Annotated in this window: 20 protein-coding genes and 1 tRNA gene; 8 read left to right on the top strand and 13 right to left on the bottom strand. The window is 61.1% G+C overall.

The genetic code is table 11. The features are described from left to right. Nucleotides 1–22 precede the first annotated feature (22 nt). Together SynA1560_RS03150 and SynA1560_RS03145 are read right to left on the bottom strand one after the other, a co-directional pair. Nucleotides 23–1,309 (bottom strand): glycosyl transferase, encoded by a 1,287-nt coding sequence (locus tag SynA1560_RS03150; RefSeq protein ID WP_186501146.1) that lies wholly within the window; start codon nucleotides 1,307–1,309, stop codon nucleotides 23–25. Between the two features lie 29 nt (nucleotides 1,310–1,338). Beyond that, nucleotides 1,339–1,420 (bottom strand) — tRNA-Leu (locus tag SynA1560_RS03145). A gap of 148 nt (nucleotides 1,421–1,568) precedes the next feature. On the opposite strand from SynA1560_RS03145, the gene accC reads away from it, so the two are divergent. After that, nucleotides 1,569–2,915 carry an acetyl-CoA carboxylase biotin carboxylase subunit gene (gene accC, locus SynA1560_RS03140; RefSeq protein WP_186470222.1) on the top strand — a complete coding sequence of 449 codons (1,347 nt, stop codon included), beginning with the start codon at nucleotides 1,569–1,571 and terminating at the stop codon, nucleotides 2,913–2,915. Between the two features lie 33 nt (nucleotides 2,916–2,948). Here accC and SynA1560_RS03135 read toward each other — a convergent pair whose 3' ends face one another. Further along, a complete protein-coding gene (locus SynA1560_RS03135) occupies nucleotides 2,949–3,257 on the bottom strand; it encodes a YggT family protein (RefSeq protein WP_255477041.1) in 309 nt (102 codons plus the stop codon). 110 nt (nucleotides 3,258–3,367) lie between these two features. Here SynA1560_RS03135 and psbX point away from each other — a divergent pair, with 110 nt between their 5' ends. The 4 genes from psbX (at nucleotide 3,368) to SynA1560_RS03115 (ending at nucleotide 5,551) form a co-directional block, all read left to right on the top strand. After that, nucleotides 3,368–3,490 carry a photosystem II reaction center X protein gene (gene psbX / locus SynA1560_RS03130; protein WP_186470221.1) on the top strand — a complete coding sequence of 41 codons (123 nt, stop codon included), beginning with the start codon at nucleotides 3,368–3,370 and terminating at the stop codon, nucleotides 3,488–3,490. 80 nt (nucleotides 3,491–3,570) lie between these two features. Continuing rightward, nucleotides 3,571–4,536, top strand: a complete 966-nt coding sequence (locus SynA1560_RS03125; RefSeq protein ID WP_186501145.1) for a Ycf66 family protein — start codon at nucleotides 3,571–3,573, stop codon at nucleotides 4,534–4,536. Between the two features lie 38 nt (nucleotides 4,537–4,574). Then, a complete protein-coding gene (locus tag SynA1560_RS03120; RefSeq protein ID WP_186501144.1) occupies nucleotides 4,575–5,066 on the top strand; it encodes a Tol biopolymer transporter periplasmic protein in 492 nt (163 codons plus the stop codon). Beyond that, nucleotides 5,063–5,551: a hypothetical protein gene (locus SynA1560_RS03115; RefSeq protein WP_186501143.1), complete on the top strand. Its 489-nt coding sequence runs from the start codon at nucleotides 5,063–5,065 to the stop codon at nucleotides 5,549–5,551. The genes SynA1560_RS03120 and SynA1560_RS03115 overlap by 4 nt, the downstream gene beginning before the upstream one ends. A gap of 14 nt (nucleotides 5,552–5,565) precedes the next feature. Here SynA1560_RS03115 and SynA1560_RS03110 read toward each other — a convergent pair whose 3' ends face one another. The 3 genes from SynA1560_RS03110 to SynA1560_RS03100 are packed head-to-tail and all read right to left on the bottom strand — an operon-like array spanning nucleotide 5,566 to nucleotide 8,142. Beyond that, nucleotides 5,566–5,781 carry a chlorophyll a/b-binding protein gene (locus SynA1560_RS03110; protein WP_186470217.1) on the bottom strand — a complete coding sequence of 72 codons (216 nt, stop codon included), beginning with the start codon at nucleotides 5,779–5,781 and terminating at the stop codon, nucleotides 5,566–5,568. 9 nt (nucleotides 5,782–5,790) lie between these two features. After that, a complete protein-coding gene (locus SynA1560_RS03105; protein WP_186501142.1) occupies nucleotides 5,791–7,776 on the bottom strand; it encodes an ABC transporter ATP-binding protein/permease in 1,986 nt (661 codons plus the stop codon). A 24-nt stretch (nucleotides 7,777–7,800) separates the two neighbouring features. Continuing rightward, nucleotides 7,801–8,142, bottom strand: a complete 342-nt coding sequence (locus SynA1560_RS03100; RefSeq protein WP_186470981.1) for a histidine triad nucleotide-binding protein — start codon at nucleotides 8,140–8,142, stop codon at nucleotides 7,801–7,803. A 73-nt stretch (nucleotides 8,143–8,215) separates the two neighbouring features. Here SynA1560_RS03100 and SynA1560_RS03095 point away from each other — a divergent pair, with 73 nt between their 5' ends. Beyond that, nucleotides 8,216–9,790 carry a YifB family Mg chelatase-like AAA ATPase gene (locus tag SynA1560_RS03095; protein ID WP_186501562.1) on the top strand — a complete coding sequence of 525 codons (1,575 nt, stop codon included), beginning with the start codon at nucleotides 8,216–8,218 and terminating at the stop codon, nucleotides 9,788–9,790. A gap of 32 nt (nucleotides 9,791–9,822) precedes the next feature. Here the strand turns inward: SynA1560_RS03095 and SynA1560_RS03090 are convergent, their stop codons facing one another. From SynA1560_RS03090 to def, 5 genes are all read right to left on the bottom strand, one after another. Continuing rightward, complete coding sequence (locus SynA1560_RS03090) at nucleotides 9,823–9,966, bottom strand: hypothetical protein (protein ID WP_186470215.1); 144 nt, start codon at nucleotides 9,964–9,966, stop codon at nucleotides 9,823–9,825. A gap of 92 nt (nucleotides 9,967–10,058) precedes the next feature. Continuing rightward, entirely contained in the window at nucleotides 10,059–10,229 is a 171-nt protein-coding gene (rpsU, locus tag SynA1560_RS03085) for a 30S ribosomal protein S21 (RefSeq protein ID WP_006043142.1), read from the bottom strand. A gap of 42 nt (nucleotides 10,230–10,271) precedes the next feature. Further along, nucleotides 10,272–10,943, bottom strand: a complete 672-nt coding sequence (locus SynA1560_RS03080) for a DUF3747 domain-containing protein (RefSeq protein ID WP_186501141.1) — start codon at nucleotides 10,941–10,943, stop codon at nucleotides 10,272–10,274. Between the two features lie 56 nt (nucleotides 10,944–10,999). Further along, on the bottom strand, nucleotides 11,000–11,197 hold the full coding sequence (locus tag SynA1560_RS03075; protein WP_186470213.1) for a hypothetical protein: 198 nt from the start codon (nucleotides 11,195–11,197) through the stop codon (nucleotides 11,000–11,002). Nucleotides 11,198–11,201: 4 nt separating this feature from the next. Continuing rightward, nucleotides 11,202–11,807 (bottom strand): peptide deformylase, encoded by a 606-nt coding sequence (gene def, locus SynA1560_RS03070; RefSeq protein ID WP_186470212.1) that lies wholly within the window; start codon nucleotides 11,805–11,807, stop codon nucleotides 11,202–11,204. A 64-nt stretch (nucleotides 11,808–11,871) separates the two neighbouring features. On the opposite strand from def, the gene SynA1560_RS03065 reads away from it, so the two are divergent. Next, on the top strand, nucleotides 11,872–13,800 hold the full coding sequence (locus tag SynA1560_RS03065) for a S9 family peptidase (protein ID WP_186501140.1): 1,929 nt from the start codon (nucleotides 11,872–11,874) through the stop codon (nucleotides 13,798–13,800). Here SynA1560_RS03065 and SynA1560_RS03060 read toward each other — a convergent pair. Together SynA1560_RS03060 and mtnA are read right to left on the bottom strand one after the other, a co-directional pair. Next, nucleotides 13,785–14,459, bottom strand: coding sequence for a class II aldolase/adducin family protein (locus SynA1560_RS03060; RefSeq protein ID WP_255477040.1), 675 nt, complete (start codon nucleotides 14,457–14,459; stop codon nucleotides 13,785–13,787). The two genes, SynA1560_RS03065 and SynA1560_RS03060, sit on opposite strands and share 16 nt — an antisense overlap. Then, nucleotides 14,452–15,564 (bottom strand): S-methyl-5-thioribose-1-phosphate isomerase, encoded by a 1,113-nt coding sequence (mtnA, locus tag SynA1560_RS03055; RefSeq protein WP_186501139.1) that lies wholly within the window; start codon nucleotides 15,562–15,564, stop codon nucleotides 14,452–14,454. Before mtnA ends, SynA1560_RS03060 begins: the two co-directional genes overlap by 8 nt. 103 nt (nucleotides 15,565–15,667) lie before the next feature. Here mtnA and SynA1560_RS03050 point away from each other — a divergent pair, with 103 nt between their 5' ends. Next, complete coding sequence (locus tag SynA1560_RS03050; protein WP_255477039.1) at nucleotides 15,668–17,101, top strand: sodium/glutamate symporter; 1,434 nt, start codon at nucleotides 15,668–15,670, stop codon at nucleotides 17,099–17,101. The last annotated feature ends 12 nt before the right edge of the window (nucleotides 17,102–17,113 follow it).

Here is a 17,113-nt window from a genome sequence, read left to right as displayed (position 1 = left end):
ATGGCGCTGCACTTGAAAAAAGCTAGTCGGAAAGCGCCAGTGGCAGCAGCTCCTGAACCTGTTTCGCCAGAGCCGCTACTGCGCCAGGCTGTCCACGCAAGGCCCTCAGGTCCTGTCGCTGACCTTCAAGCCGCTCGGGCGACTGCAGCCACTCCGATGCTTCCATGGCGATCTGAGCAGGCGTGATCGGACCCACTCGTTCAGGCACCACCACGCGGCCCGCGGAGATGTTGGGCCAGGCCAGAAGACCGTGATTGCGCAAGCGCCAGGCACTCAGCAGCCACCCGATCACACGATTCAACCCCGGGAGCCGCGCCACCAGCCCCATCCATCCGTCCCAGGCCTGCATCACCCCCAGATGCTGCGTGGGCACCAGCACAATCATGGGGACTCCCAAAGCCCCCAGCTCAGCAGTATTTGCACCCACGGTGGTCAGCGCGAGGGCGCACTGACTGAGCACACCATGGGCTGGCGGTTCTTCTTGCAGATGAATGAGTGTTCCTGCTCGGGTGAGTAAACGCCGCCACGGCCAGCTATCACCCGGTGGCAGCAGGGTTTGGATTCCGGCCAGATAACTCGCCGCGATGGGATTGGAAGGCTCCAGATACCGAAGCAGCTCCTCAACGCTGGTGGTGGGAGCGACCGGCAGCAGAAAATGGCACCCAGGACGCTCGGCCGCCAAACGGTCCGCTGTCTCGACCAGGAAAGGAACGCCAACGGAAAGCTTGGCCGGCTTGGATCCCGGCAACAGAGCCACCCATTCCCCCTTAGGCAGAGGGTCTTGAGCACGGGCGTGGCTGGAGAGATCGGCCATGAGATCTCCCACCACTTCGCAACGGGAACGCAATCGCCTGGGCAGCTGATCGCGCACCGACGGGGCCATGGCCGCGATGCGGTCATTCCAACGGGGCCATCGCGCCACCCATTCCGCGTAGGTGATGTGGCGGTAACCAAGACGCGCTGAGAGCAACACCGTCCAGAACTGATCGCCCCCCAAAAACACCACCACCCCCTGCGATGGCCAGCTGCCAAACCGCTGGGGACGCAGCAGCAGAGACCAAAAGTGACGTGCCGGAATGATGCGGTCGAACTGGCTCCAGCGACTTGCTGCATCCGCCTCCTGTCCTGTGGCATTGGGACAGGGCACCAGCACCAAAGAGAGGCTCAGTGCCGATTGCGGAGCGCGGGGCCGCAACAGGAGTTGGCGGTGCAACGCTTCCGCTAAGGGGCGGACCCAGGTGCTCAATTCACCCGGACCGTTGGACACAAACAGAATTGAAAGCGTTGGATCCGGGGTTCGGAGCGTCACGCGTGCCGGATCGTGCTGGGAAAAAAGAATGCGGATGGCGAGACTTGAACTCGCAAGGCCGAAGCCACACGCCCCTCAAACGTGCGTGTCTACCAATTCCACCACATCCGCGTGGTTGATTCAGCCACTCGGGCTGTATCGCAGAGAAATATACCGGCTAGGGGGCCCATCCCCAGCAAGCCCAGACGTCAATGCTCTCCCGCGCAGGAACGGTAAACGCAGTCACTGATACGATCCGCCCTGGCTTTGAAACTGCGGGATGCCCATCGGCAAGGTGCTGATCGCCAACCGCGGCGAAATCGCTCTCAGAATCCTGAGGAGCTGCAGGGAACTTGGTATTGGCACGGTCGCTGTGTACAGCACCGTCGACCGCAATGCTCTGCACGTTCAGTTGGCGGATGAAGCGGTTTGCGTGGGCGAGGGGCCGAGCAACCGCAGCTATCTCAATGTTCCCAACATTCTTGCGGCAGCCACATCCAGGGGGGTCGATGCCATCCACCCCGGCTATGGATTCCTGGCCGAGAACGACAAGTTTGCGGAGATGTGCCGCGACCATGGCTTGACGTTCGTCGGCCCATCACCGCACGCGATCCGGTCGATGGGCGACAAGTCGACCGCCAAATCGACCATGCAAGCGGTTGGTGTCCCGACCGTTCCCGGCAGTGAGGGGCTCCTAGCCAATCCTTCAGAGGCCGCAGCCCTGGCCGAATCCATGGGCTACCCGGTGATGATCAAGGCCACTGCCGGAGGCGGAGGTCGCGGCATGCGCCTGGTTCAGAGCCCTGATCAGCTCGACACACTCTTCAAGGCTGCTCAGGGCGAGGCGGAAGCGGCCTTCGGTAACCCCGGGCTGTACATGGAGAAATTCATCGACAGGCCGCGTCACGTGGAAGTGCAAGTGCTTGCGGATCGTCACGGCAACGTTGTGCATCTGGGCGAACGCGACTGCTCGATCCAGCGCCGTCACCAAAAACTGCTCGAGGAGGCTCCCAGTCCGGCCCTCGATCCTGAGCTGCGACGCCGCATGGGCGACGCCGCCGTCGCGGCAGCCCGCAGCATCAACTATGAAGGCGCGGGCACCGTCGAATTCCTGCTGGATCGCAACGGCGGTTTTTATTTCATGGAGATGAATACCCGCATTCAGGTGGAACATCCCGTAACCGAAATGGTCACCGGTGTCGACCTAATCACCGAGCAGTTACGCATCGCAGGTGGCGAACCGATCAGCATTCGTCAAGAGGAGATTCAGCTGCGCGGTCATGCCATCGAGTGTCGCATCAACGCCGAAGACGCTCGCCACAATTTCAGACCAGCACCGGGAAAGATCACCGGATGGCTCCCCCCCGGCGGCCCCGGCGTTCGCGTCGATAGCCACGTGTACACGGGCTATGACATCCCACCGTTCTACGACTCCCTCATCGGGAAGCTGATCGTCTGGGGAACCAATCGCAACCATGCGCTTGCACGCATGAAACGAGCACTCAACGAATGCGCCGTCACCGGCATCCCCACGACCGTTGACTTCCATTTGGAAATGCTGGATAGGCCGGAATTCATCAATGGTGATGTGCACACCAAATTCGTCGAGCAGGAAATGCTCCCCTGAGTCGGCTCGCTCAGCAAACACCCCGTCCAGACATCAGGCCACGATCTGAGCGCGCATCAGGATCTGAGACAGGACCCCCTGCTGCCCGACGAGCAGCTCACGCAACAGGCTGACGAGCCCTAACCAGATGACTGGCGTGACATCCACTCCGCCGATGGGAGACACCACACGGCGCGTGAGCGACAGCACCGGCTCCGTCGGCCAGATCACGAACGCCCAGACCCCTGAGGCCGAGTTCACCTGGGGATACCAGGTGAGCACAATCCGCATCAAGAACATCAGGCTCCAAGCTGCCAGGAGCAGGCCAAGGATCAGATGGATCGATGGCAGAACCTGGAGCATCGTCGGCGTCACAAAGCTCAAAACATTGGCCACGGCATCGTAGAAAGTCGTCGCTGATCTCTAAGATCTGCTCCATTCAGTCTTTAGACGTCGGTTCCGACTCGATCGTTATGACCCCATCCCTCGCCAACTTCCTCAGCAGCCTGGCCTGGGGTGCCGTGATTGTGGTGGTCCCCGCCTCGATCGGCCTGTTTTTCCTCAGTCAGACCGACCAGGTCGACCGCAAGCTCTGATACCGCTGGCGCGCTTCGTAAACTGGGTGTGAAAGTTTCCGGTTTCTAGTGACCGGACCACCCAATCAGAGGGCCTCAACGTGGTTAACGCCAGTCTTAACTGGGCCAGCATTGTGGGCATCGTTCTTGCCGTGGGCGGAGCGATGCTCTATTTCATGCGCAGTTTTAAACCTGCTCTCGCCCGCGACTACGACGTTTTCTTCGCTGCCATCGGTCTTCTGTGCGGCGGCATCTTGTTCTTCCAGGGCTGGAGACTCGATCCCATCCTTCAATTCGGACAGTTCCTGCTGGCGGGCACAACAGTGTTCTTTGCCTACGAGAGCGTTCGCCTGCGAGGTGTTTCGGCAGAGCAAGCCCGTCGCTCCGCATACTTCGATGACGAGCCTCCAGCAAGGGCTCCAGCTGGAGGCATGCGTGGCTACGACGACAGCTACGACCGCTTCGATGAACCCCAGCCCGTCAGGCGACGGTTTGCAGCCCAGGACTTCGATGAGACGGAAGGACCGGAGCAAGATTTCTATCGCCCGCGCCGGAACTCAAGAGCCGCCATCCCCGAGCAGGCCGCCAGCCGCAGGCGGGGCCGCCCCGATGCATCCTCCGCTTGGGCTGGTGACAGCGAGCAGGACCGTCGGATGGCGCGATTCGGCAATCGCGATGACGAGGGTTCAACTTCGGGTCCCAACTTTGGCGATCGCCGCACCAGCAAAGACGATCAACGCCGCGGCAGCCGCCCTAGCGCCGCTGCACGCAACGACAGCACAGCCTCTCCTCGTGCAGCTGTGAATGATTCCAAACCTTCAGGGTCCCGCCCCTCGGCAAGCAGCCGTGCACCCATGAACGGGCAGCCAGGGGTTCCGCAGGGCACCCCATATCGGCAAGCTGCCGAAGACGCGGCTTACAGCCCCAGCCGACGGACCAACAACGCTCCATCATCAGCAGCTCCCTCATCGGCCGCCTCGTCCCCAGCCATCCGCCCACAGGAGCCTGGCCGGACGCCACCCCGGAGTTCCCGTCCCCGGGACAACAGTTCCCGCTTCGACGACTGATCCACTTCACCCCGCTGCTGCTGCTCGTGGTCAGCTTGATGGCGACCGGGTGCAGCGGCAGATCCCAACGTGCCCCTGGATCGCTCCTGCCTGAACAGCAACAGGAACCTGCCTTGAGCGGTGATGGACGCAAGCTGGCGGTGATTACGGACCAACGCGGCCGCGCGACGGTTCAGCTGAAAGATCTTCGGGATGGGCGATCGCTGCCACTTCGCCACCTCAATCGAAACCAGCCCCATAGCTCACCCTCTCTGAGCTGGAACGGGCGCTATCTGGCCGTGATCGTCCAACGGGGAAACCGCCGGATGGTTCTTGTGGAAGATCGCCTTAGCGGCCGCGCCCACCCCCTGCGACTCCCATCGGGGCGCAACCCAGTGCGGTTGAGTCTTGCACCGGATGCGCGGCGCCTGGCCGTTCAGACCGCAGAACGCGGTCGCTGGCAGGTGGAGATTCTCGATCTCAGCGGTGTGCTGGAACCCGACAACCCAGGAGGCCTGCGCCAGAGCACTCCGAGGGAGTCCACGCCATGACCAGGCCTGACAGGGTGATCATCGCCTTGTTGGCGAGCCTTGCTCTCGCCAGTTGCAGCGGATCAGGACTCAGACCGCAAACAGCGATCAGCAGCGCCTTGCAACGCAGCGCGGATAGTCGTCGCTGGCCAGACCTGAGCGACCGCTGGATGGTCTCCATCGCCAGCCGCAACGGACGCGAGCGCATCGAGTTGGTGGATCTAAGCAGCGGTTCACCAGTGCCACTGCCAGGCCTGAATCAGGCGGATGCACAACCCTTGAGTGTGAGCGTCAATGCTGATGGCGACAGAATTGCGCTGGTGCGTCAGCGCAACGGGCAGACCGAACTCAACCTCTACCGACGCAACATTGGACTGCTGCAACGACTGCCCCTGGAACCCGCAGGCGTTCCAAGGAACGTGAGCCTCGACGGCTCTGGACGCCTACTCGCTGTTCAGGTGAGTCGCAGGGGACAGTGGGACGTTGACTTGATCCGTCTGCCCTGAGTCGCTGCACGCGGTCAGGACACCAGGCCAGCCCAGTGCAGGAACGTGTCATGGCTGATGGCTTCAACCACCAGCACGGCGACAAATCCGATCATCGCGAAACGGCCATTCACCCGTTCGGCGTAAGCACTCCAGCCGAAAGCGGGAATGTCTGTCGTGGTGGCACTGGGGGTCGGAATCGCTTCGGCTTCAGCCCCCTGGCCATTGGCGTCGGCACTGCTGGTGGTCATGCGCAGGGATCAGGAATGCCCAAAGTCATAGCTGGCGGCAGGGAGGAGCTGCCAGCCACCCTGACCATCCAAGGCCAAAACGGTGTCGTGGAATGATTTCAGCGTGGGCCGGTGGCCGATGCTGATCACAGAGAGTTCGCGTTGGCGTAGCAGCGAGTAGAGCCGATCTTCTGTTGCCACATCCAGAGCGCTCGTCGCTTCATCTAGCACCACGAACCGCGGTGCGTTGAGCAGCAACCGTCCAAAAGCGAGCCGCTGCTGCTCACCCAGCGACAGGATCCGGGGCCAATCCTGCTTCACATCAAGATCGGGATAGCGGTTGAGCAATCCGCCGAGATTGACCTCCTGAAGCACATGACGAAGCTGATCGTCGCTGTAGCGGCTTTCGTCCGTGGGGTAGCAAAGCTGCTCGCGCAACGATCCCAGCAGCATGTAAGGCTTCTGGGGAATGAACAGCAAGTCTCCGGTAGCCGGTCGCATCACATCGCCACGGCTGGGAGTCCAGAGACCACTAATCATGCGCAGCAATGAGGTTTTGCCACAACCGGAGGGACCCACCACCAGCAGACGATCCGCCTCCCCAACGCTGAGACTCAGGTCGCGGAGGATGGGCAACTGACTCCCTGGAGGCGTGAGGTCGGCATGGCGGATCACGATCGAATTGGACGCCTGCTGGACAGGCGACACATCGATGGTGTCGCAACTGACTTGCTCAACCTGACTCTGGAAGCCTTCAAGACGCGTCACACCGGCCGTGAATTTGGCGAGTTCATCGATGCGGTTCACAACAAACAGCAGTGAACCCTCCACCATGTTGAACGCGAATCCCGCCTGAACAAAACGCCCGTAGTCGATCTCGCCTGCAAAAAACGGACCGGCCATGATCAAATAAGGGAAAAAGATGCCCGCATATCCCACCGATCGTTGCATGGCGCTAATGATCACCTGCCACACAATCAAAAGATTGAAGTTGTCCACAACTGTGCCAAGCCTTCGGGACGTTTCCTGGCGCTCAGGCTCCTCCCCCGCGTAAAAGGCAATTGACTCGGCATTGTTGCGTATGTGAACCAAGCCATAACGAAAATTCGCCTCATAACGCAACTGGTCAAAGTTGATTCGCACCAAACGGCGTCCAGCAAAAACCAGCAATGTTGTCGTCAAAAGCGCATAGGCAAAAAGGTAAAATGTTAACGTTTGGCTAATCGTCCAAAGAATAAGAATATTGAGCGAAAACGTTAAAATTGCATCAAAAATACCCAGTGTAAACAACAGACTTTGCTCCGTGAAGGCCTTCACATCGTCCGTGATTCGCTGATCAGGGTTATCAAGACCCGTCGACTGCTCGTCATTTGGGTTCAAGACGTAATAAGCCCTATTGCTCAAATATTCATCGATCAATCCACTCGATAGCCACTCACGCCAGATCAAACCGAGCTTGGCCGTAAAATAAATTTGAGCTGTTCGGATGGGCAACGCAACAACAAAACAAGATGCATAAATCGCGAGAATTCGATTAAAGCCCTCTTGCTGTCTCGCAACCAAGGCATTGGTGATGTCTCGCGCAATAAATCCGATTCCGGCATTGATGCCATTGACCGCGAGCAACATCAGCACAATGACCCCAAGCAAGAGCCAATGCAGCCAGCGTCGATTGCGCAGCTGCTGGCGCATCAGCAGAAATGACGATGCACCCAGCACAAACAGTGCTGAAAAAACGACACCCCACCAGCCACTCCAGATGCCATCAATGGTGGTACTGATGCCACCGAAATATTTCTCAGTCAGTATTGGAAGCAGCTGCTCCAAAAGATTGATCAAGCCCGTGAGGGCCACCAACACCAGGCCACCCACGCAGAACAGAAGCGACAGCAGCAGCCATGAGAATTGCCAACCGGAGGCCTGATCGAGAGGGAGGAAAAATGGCTGGGCGAGGTTACGAAGCCTCTTCAGCTGGCCCGAAAGGCCAGCAGCAGGCGCCACAGAAGAATTGATCATGACGACATTCTGACCAGCTCAGGCCTAGCCGGGAGGCCATGCGAGCTCACGACCGCCGATCACGTGCACATGCAGGTGAAACACGGTCTGCCCTGCGCCAGCGCCGCTGTTGATCACCGTCCGCCAGTCATCCAGACCTTCCTGTTTTGCCACCTTGGCGGCAACCAGCAGAAGGTGACCGAGCAGAGCAGCGTGCTGATCGCTGGCTTCACGCAGGCTGGGGATCGGCTCGCGCGGGATCACCAGCACATGAATCGGAGCCTGAGGCGCGACGTCGCGGAAGGCGAGGCAACGGTCGTCGCTGTAGACCTCATCGCAGGGAATCTCGCCCCGCAGGATGCGGGAAAAGATCGTGTCCTCGGCCATGGTGCAGAAGCTCGCATGCAGGGGGAAATGAGACAGGCGGGGCACATGAACCGTGCACCGCCTAACCAAGCCAATGCTGGCACGCTGCCTCAGCGCATCTCTGCTCGGATTCGACGCCATCCCTGTGACTGTGGAGGTCGACCTCGCCCCTGGACTGCCTGGTCTCCAGCTGGTGGGACTACCCGATGCTGCCATCCAGAAATCACGCGAACGGGTGAGAGCCGCGCTGCGCAACAGCGGTTTCCGCGGTCCTCTGGTGCGGGTGGTGGTGAACCTGGCACCTGCCGACCTGCGTAAGGAGGGCCCCTGCTTCGATCTGCCCATCGCCTTAGCCCTACTGGTGGCCAGCGGACAACTGGATGCCACCGTCCTGCGTGGACTCTGGTGCGCTGGCGAACTCGGACTGGACGGGAGCATCAGGCCCTGCCGCGGCATTCTCGCGATTGCCTGCCAGGCCGCTGAGCAGAAGGCACGCGGGCTTGTCGTGGCCGGCGAGGACGCCGCAGAGGCCTCATTGGTGGACGACCTGACTGTGATCAGCGCCAACACACTGCATGACCTGGTGAAGAGTCTCAAGGTGAGCAGGGAACTCGGCGAAAACCATCCTTCGAAGGCATCGATACTGGCCACGCCATCGGCCCCGCCCCCACCTCCGACCAGCAGCTCATCACCCAATTGCTCCTCACCCAACACCCCCTTGGCACACCTCCCGGGCCAGCGCGTGGCACGGCAAGGCCTGGCCCTTGCTGCCGCGGGCGGACATCACCTGTTGTTGGTGGGGCCGCCTGGTTGCGGCAAGACACATCTGGCGCATCAATTGCCAGCCCTGCTTCCACCCCTGAAACGGCAAGAGTCGCTAGAAATCACTCGGCTCCACTCCATTGCCGGCTTAACCCGAGGCCATGGGCAATTGATCCGTACGCGGCCGTTCCGGAGTCCGCACCACACAACCACATCAGCGGCCTTGCTGGGGGGTGGCGCGCATCCACGCCCAGGAGAACTGAGCCTGGCCCATGGAGGCGTGTTGTTCCTTGATGAAATGGCGGAATTTCCCAGATCTCTGCTGGATCAACTCCGGCAGCCCTTAGAAGAGGGAGCGATCTGGCTCAGCCGATCGCGTCAGCGCTGTCGCTTTCCTAGTCGCGTGACTCTTGTGGCTGCCACCAATCCCTGCCCCTGCGGATGGGCCGGGGATCCCCGCTGCACATGCAGCGAGCTCAAGCGCAAGCGGTACTGGAATCGACTGTCGGGCCCCCTGCTGGACCGCCTGGATCTTCAACTGAAACTGGAGGTTCCCGCTGCCGACAACCTGCGGCACTGTTTCGGCGAGGACGCGACAGATCTAGAGCCGCGCCTGAATGCGGAAACGATCCTGCAGGCGAGAGAACGAATGATGGAACGGAATCCAGATCAAAGGACCAACCGAGACCTCGACGCCAAAGCGCTCTACGAGAGCGGTCAGTTCAGTGCCGAAACAATCGATCGCTGGGAAGCCGTCGTCCATGCCCGCAGGCTGAGCCTTCGCAGTGGACTGCGCCTGCTGCGTGTGGCCAGGAGCGTTGCCGACCTTCGCGCTAGCGGATCAGTCGATGTTGCCGACCTGGCGTCAGCGCTCTGTTTTCGAAGTTTTGATCTCGAGCAATCCTGATGCCAGATCACCACGAATGACCAAAGAGCACCTCAGCGGCCATGCACAGGCACATCCCTGTATGGCTGTGGGCCAATGGCCGGAGGGTTGGTCAACTTTTCTTCCCTGGGATTGCCCATGGCATGAGACAAGGTCTCCATCACCCAGGAACGGAATTCATCGAACTTGCGACCCATGATCAGCCTCGTCTCTTCACTCAGTCTCGGCGCAGAGAGAGACGACGCCAACAGGCCGAAATACCGAACTTTCAGCCTGTTCGGTGCGCGGATCAGCGACGGCGACGGCGCTGTTGAGCCTTGCGCTTGTACTTCTCGATCGGGGTCTCGTGGTGACGCAGACGCTTGAGGTCAGCGAAGATCCCTGCTTTCGAGACCTGACGCTTGAACCGGCGCAAAGCCGATTCGATGCCTTCGTTTTCGCCGACCGTGACCTGAGTCATTCAACAAGCAGGGATTTAAGCTCTCCAACTTAGCAAGCGGCCTCAGGGAGTCATTTCAGCGCCACCGTCTTGGGTGGTGTCTGCGGCCTCCGCATCAGCAGCTTCCGCATCAGCAGGCTCCGCATCAGCCGATTGCTCCTCAACGCCAGCGGCTGGCTGGATGGCATCGCGATACACGTAGAGATGGCCCAAAGTTTTGGTGCCGTACTGACGACGCTTCAAACTCCAGCCCGGTTCAAGCACTAGCTGGATGAAACCGTTGCCAGGACCACCGGCTTTAGCCACCACCAGCGTGGGTTGGGCTTGATTCTTGGTGGGAACGGCAATCAGCTCAATATCATCAGCCGTCTTGATCACCGAGAGTCGATAACGCGTGCCCAGGTCGTCTCCACCGATGCGCAGGGAATAGCCGTTGCCATCGATGTAGCGGTTGCAGATCCCGGTGAAGTCGAATGTCGCCATCAGGGGATCGACCACGGCAGGAGCACTTCCCTTGACCTCGTAACAGGGACGGGCACTAGTTCTCTGTTCGTAGATGTTGAGCTGAGATCTGGGCCCAGAGCCGATCGGTGCTGCTACAAGAACGAATTTCGATTCGTCTACATCAGCGAAAGTGAATAGGGAGCCCTGCGCACGCACCGAGGAGTTCAGCTCCGTGATGAGGGTGGAGCCGAAGACAGCGAGAGCGGCAGCGGCGATCCGAAGACGGGCCATCAGAGCAGAAGGATGTGTTGGGATCGTAAAAGTGAGGAGGTGCTGCGTCTGCGGGTTCAGGCCGGTTTGTTCAGCCGAATCGCAACCAGAAGTGACCCGACGGTGGCGGGAAGGCTCAGACCCAAAATCCAGCGCGTTGTAGCGACCCCCAGATCAGGGTCTCCATAGGAGAGCTCAAAGACGCTTCCGGTGGCGGCGATGCCCAGCACACAGGCGAGGGCCAAAAACAGCCCTGCAAGAGGTTTCATCGGCATGGGATCAGGAGAGGGCGCGAACGTCAGAGGACTGGAAGCCATGATCCTTTAATTCTTTGTCGAGTCCCCCGACATCCGTGACACGGTCCACGAACAGCACGCCGGTGAGATGGTCCATCTCATGCTGGATGCAGCGGGCCATCAATCCATCGGCCTTCATGGTGCGGGGACGCCCCATCTCATCGCGGTAGCTCACCTGCACAGCACTGGGACGCACCACATCGAGATACACCCCGGGAATGCTCAGACAGCCCTCCTCGTAGGTGTCAAGGCTGGCGCTGGCGGAAACAATTTCAGGATTGATCAGCACCAACGGTGGCGTGCTGGCGTTCTCCGGATCCAGGTCGATCACCAGCAACTGCTTATGGACTCCCACCTGAGGCGCCGCCAGGCCGATCCCACGAGCGGTGTACATGCTGCGCAACATGTCGCGGGCCAGATCGCGCACAGTCGCATCCACCTTGCCGATCCGGCGGGCATCGAGACGCAAGACGTCATCGCCAAGCGTGTGGATCTCAAGCGGGGGAACTTCAAGAGGTGTCTTCGGGACAGCCACCGTCGAGCCGGATTTTTCCGCAGATCGTGCCAACTGGGCGAAGCTCCTTGCCAAGGTCTCAACCTGCGTCCTGTCTGCGCTGATCTTAGGCAGTCTCCTCTGAGCACGAAACGTTCCCATGAGCCGTCCCCAGCCTCTCTCCGCCCGGACTGCCCTCGGACGGTCTCCGGCGTTCAAAGAGCCCCGACTGCTGGGGAACTGGGTGCTGTGGCTGGAACAGCGCCCTCAAGAGAAAGGGCGCACCACGGCCTTGATCAGGCCCTGGGGCCAGCCCGACATCACGCCCCAGGAACTAACACCGGCACCCATCAACCTGCGCTGCCGCATTCATGAATACGGCGGTGGGCCTCTTTCCGCAGCAGCGAACGGGGACGAACTGCTCCTCATCTGGGTTGACGACCAGGACCGCTGCCTCTGGCAGCAGAGCTGGCAAGGATTGCTATCGCCGCAGCCAAGGGCCCTCACAGCCGCATCAGCGCCCACACGCCTGACTGCACCAGGCACGGGTTCTCTGGGAGGCGGCGTGATCGATCTGCAGCGACAGCGGTGGCTTGGTGTGCTGGAGCGGGATGAACGCGACCACCTCGTGAGCGCTGCTCTGAATCGGAGCGATCAAGAACCGCTCGTGCTGCACAGCGCCGCTGATTTCGCCGGCTATCCAGCCATCAGTGCAGATGCTCAACAGCTGGCCTGGGTGGAATGGCAGCAGCCGGCGATGCCCTGGGATGCCTCAGAGCTGCATTGCGCCTCGATCGACACCCAAGGCCAACTTGGGAACCACCACACCCTGGCAGGCAGCCGCCCCAGCGCAAAGAAGCGCATCTCCGTGTTTCAACCCCTCTGGCTGCCAGACGGAACCTTGGTGGCTGCGGAGGATTCAAGCGGTTGGTGGAACCTCTTACGCCAAGCCAACCACGGCAGTGCCAGTGCCTCTGATAACGACCAGAACTGGGCGCGTCCCTGGCCGATGCAGGCGGAAACCGCCATGCCCCAGTGGGTGTTCGGCATGCGCACCACCGCCTGGGATGGCACTCACTTGCTGGCTGCGATTTGCACCGAGGGGCGTTGGCAGCTCACACGGCTGTCCAGTGATGGCGGCACCAGCCCGGTGGCTCAGCCCTTCGACGACCTTGCGGATCTTGATGCCGATGCCGGACGAGCCGTGGCCATCGCCAGCAACAACAGCATCGGCCAGGGGCTCCTGGAGCTGGACCTTCACAGCGGCACGTGGTGGCACACCCCTGCCACCGAGGCGGTGTTGGAGCCTGACGCCATCAGCACCGCGGAACCATTGTGGTTTGAAGGCGCCAACGGTCAGCGCACCCATGCCTGGTATTACCCGCCCAACGCAGGCGCAAACCAAGAAGCGCCCTTGCTGGTAAAGAGCCACAGCGGACCCACCGCCATGGCCCGCCGCGGCCTCAACCTGGGCATTCAGTTCTGGACCAGCCGCGGTTGGGGGGTGGTGGATGTCAACTACGGAGGCTCCACCGGTTTTGGACGGTCCTACCGGGAACGTCTCAATAACGGTTGGGGGGTGGTGGATGTGCAGGACTGTGCCGCCGCCGCAACGACACTGGTGCAAGCCGGCAAGGCACACCCGGAGCGGATCGCCATTGAAGGAGGCAGTGCCGGGGGTTTCACCACCCTGGCCTGCCTCTGCTTCACCGATGTCTTCCGCGTTGGAGCCTGTCGTTACGCAGTGAGTGACCTCAGTGCCTTAGCCAAGGAAACCCACCGGTTTGAAGCGCGGTATCTCGACACCCTGGTGGGTCGATGGCCGCAGGAACAGTCGCATTACGAGGAACGCTCACCACTGCAGCATGCCGATCGGATTCGATGCCCCGTGATCTTTTTCCAGGGCCTGCAAGACAAGGTCGTCGTTCCTGAGCAGACCGAACGGATGGCAGCCGCCCTTAGGGCCAAGGGCATCCCGGTTGACGTGCAGACCTTCGCCGAAGAAGGCCACGGCTTCCGAGACAGCGCGGTGAAGGTCCAAGTTCTGGAAGCCACGGAAACGTTCTTCCGTCATCACCTCGGACTCTGATCCTGTTGTCCGTAGTGCAGGCCCTTGAATTGGGCATGAACCTGCTGCATCTGCGCTGCTGTCAGCAGCGGAGGAGCGCCCAGCTGGAGAGCCTGCAAATACATTCGCGCCAAAGTCTCCACCTCCACCGCCAACCGCAGAGCCGCCTCCAAATCAGCGCCCAAGGTCACCAGTCCATGCCGGGCCAGCAGACAGGCATGGCGCTGCACCAGAGCTGTCACCACGTGGTTCGACAGCTCAGCGGTGCCGAAGGTGGCGTAAGGAGCACAGCGGATGTCGTCCCCTCCGGCCACAGCCACCATGTAGTGAAAGGCGGGAATGCCGCGGTCATGACATGCCAGAGCGGTGGCATGGATGGGATGGCAATGAAGCACGGCCATCGCTTCGGGGCGTGAAGCGAGCACATCCGCATGCAGTCGCCATTCGGATGACGGTCGTCGCTGGCCTGACTGCAGCGGTTGCCCCTTCAGATCAAGGGCCACCAGATCATTGGCCTGCATCTGCTCATAGGGAAGCGAGCTCGGGGTGACCAACATCCCGCCCTCGATGCGTACGGAGAGATTTCCAGAAGTTCCCTGATTGAGACCGATGTCGTTCATGCGACGACCGACGCTCACCAGCTGCTGACGCAGCAGCAGCTGGTGCTGTGGATCAGCCACAGCCGTACAACCCCTGAAGCCCCGGCTCGCTGGCTTCGGCAACACCGCGATCGGTGATCAAGGCCGTGACCAGCCGTGCTGGAGTCACATCAAAGGCTGGATTGAATCCATCACTCCCATCCGGCGTGAGCTGCACCTGAGCCAGCTCACCGGCAGCGCCCCCTGTGAGCACCCGACCTTGAATCGCCGTCACCTCAGCGGCGGACCGCGCTTCGATAGGGATCTCAGCGACACCGTCATCCAGGGTCCAGTCAATAGTGGAGGCGGGCAACGCCACATAGAAGGGCACGTGATTGTCGTGGGCTGCGAGCGCCTTCAGATAGGTGCCGATCTTGTTGCACACATCCCCACGGCGGGTGGTGCGGTCGGTGCCCACGATCACTGCATCCACCTCTCCGTGCTGCATCAGATGACCACCCGCGTTATCGACGATCACGGTGTGCGGCACCCCTTCACAGGCAAGTTCGTAGGCCGTGAGGGAAGCGCCCTGGTTGCGGGGGCGGGTCTCATCAACCCACACGTGCACCTTCAGCCCAGCGCGATGGGCCTTGTAGATCGGCGCCAAAGCTGTCCCCCAGTCCACGGTGGCAAGCCAGCCGGCATTGCAGTGGGTCAGCACCTGAAACGGCTGATCCTGACGGGAAGGGGGACGAGCCGCCGCCAACTGCTGGAACAGCCCGAGACCGTGATCACCGATGGTCGAGCACATGGCCACATCCTGATCCGCAATCAAACCGGCTTCCTCCCTAGCGGCTGCCGCACGTTCGTTGAGGGGCAACGAGATCACACGGTCACGCACCCGCTCCAGGGCCCAGCGAAGATTGATCGCCGTCGGACGGGTGGCATTGAGCTGATCGAAGGCCGCCACCAAAGCCGCATCGCTGGGATCGACCTGTAGCGCAAGCATCAGGCCATAGGCACCCGTCACGCCGATCAACGGAGCCCCGCGAACCACCATCGTGCTGATCGCAGAGGCCGCCTGGTCACAACTGGTAAGAGTGCGGGTGCAGAAGTGATGAGGAAGCTGCGTCTGATCAATCACCCAAACCGATCGACCATCCGGTTCCAGGCCGATAGTGCGCCAGGCCTGACCGTCAATGTTCATGCGCGGGGGTGAACGGAGAACCTTGATCAATTTGCCTCCCCGCTTCCCGCCACGACCAGCGCACCACGGGAGATGGCAACCTGCCCACACTTGCAATGCGGGCTTGGAACTCAAGCTGTTTGATGTTCTCGTGGCCTTCTCCGGGCTCAGTCTGCTGCTGCTCCTGGGGATGGCCTTACGGCAAAGGCTGCGCTGGCTGAGGGTTCTGGGCATTCCGGAAGCCCTCGTGGCAGGACTGCTCGGACTGTTGATCGGTCCTTTCGGTCCCTGGTCCATCTTTCCTGAGCGGGTTTACCGGATCTGGGGTCAAACCCCTGGAGTGTTGATTGCACTGGTCTTCGCAACGCTGTTCCTCGGCCAGACCTTGCCGAGCCCTCGAGTGATCTGGAATCGGGCGGCAGGGCAGACCGCCTTCGGCATGGTGCTCGGCTTCGGCCAGTACCTGGTGGGAGGCCTATTAGTTCTGCTGGTGCTCCAGCCTCTGCTCGGATCGAGCCCCTTGTTGGCGGCACTGATCGAAGTGGGCTTCGAAGGCGGCCATGGCACGGCGGCAGGGATGGGAGCGACATTCACCGAACTCGGGCTTCCGGCTGGTGAAACGCTGGGTCTGGCCATGGCAACCGTGGGCGTGCTCACGGCCGTTTTGCTGGGGAGCGCCCTCGTGGTGATCGGGCGCGGACGCAACTGGCTGGTGAGCGGAGATCCAGACGGCACCACCGCCACCGGGCGCACTCGCAAGGGCTTGAAGAGCACAGACCAGGACCCCATCTCCGCCGATGAGCGTCTGAATCTGGAACGTGCAGCAGGCACGATCCAGCCGGAATCAGCCCGGTCGATGACCATCGACTCGTTGACCGTGAATGTGGCGCTCGCCGGAGGTGCGGTGGGTCTGGGCATCCTTCTCAAAGCCAGTCTCACCGGATTGGGGGGAGTGTTCGGTGGACCCGAAACCGCCAAGCTGCTCCAGGCCATTCCCGTATTCCCTCTGACCATGGTGGGAGGCCTGATCGTGCAGATGATCCTGCAACGCGCCCAGCAGACACAGCTGGTGTCCGCTGTGGCTCAGGCCAGTGTGGGATCTCTCGCCATGGATCTGCTGATCACGGCAGCGATGGCGAGCCTGAACCTGCCGTTGCTCGAAGACAACTGGATCCCCTTCCTGGCCCTGGCCATCGCGGGATTGAGCTGGAACGTCTGCGCTTTCCTCTGGCTAGCGCCGCGCATCTTCCGCGATCACTGGTTCGAACGAGGCATCGCCGATTTCGGTCAGGCAACGGGCGTGACCGCCACAGGACTGCTGCTGCTGCGCATGGCCGATCCATGGGGACGCAGCAGAGCCATGGAAGCCTTTTCCTTCAAGCAACTGCTGTTTGAACCCTTTCTGGGTGGAGGCTTGGTGACCGCACTCTCACCTCTACTGATTGTCAGCTGGGGACTGCCTCGCTTCAGCGCTGCAGCGTTGGTGCTGACGTTGACCTCCCTGCTGTTGGGTCTGCGCCTTGGGCGCCGTCGCACCAACAGCGACGCACCAGCGTGATGAGCGGATGCT

Source organism: Synechococcus sp. A15-60, from assembly GCF_014280095.1.
Taxonomy (GTDB): domain Bacteria; phylum Cyanobacteriota; class Cyanobacteriia; order PCC-6307; family Cyanobiaceae; genus Synechococcus_C.
Note: the sequence above shows the minus strand (reverse complement) of the source record. Positions and strands in the feature narration are given on the sequence as shown.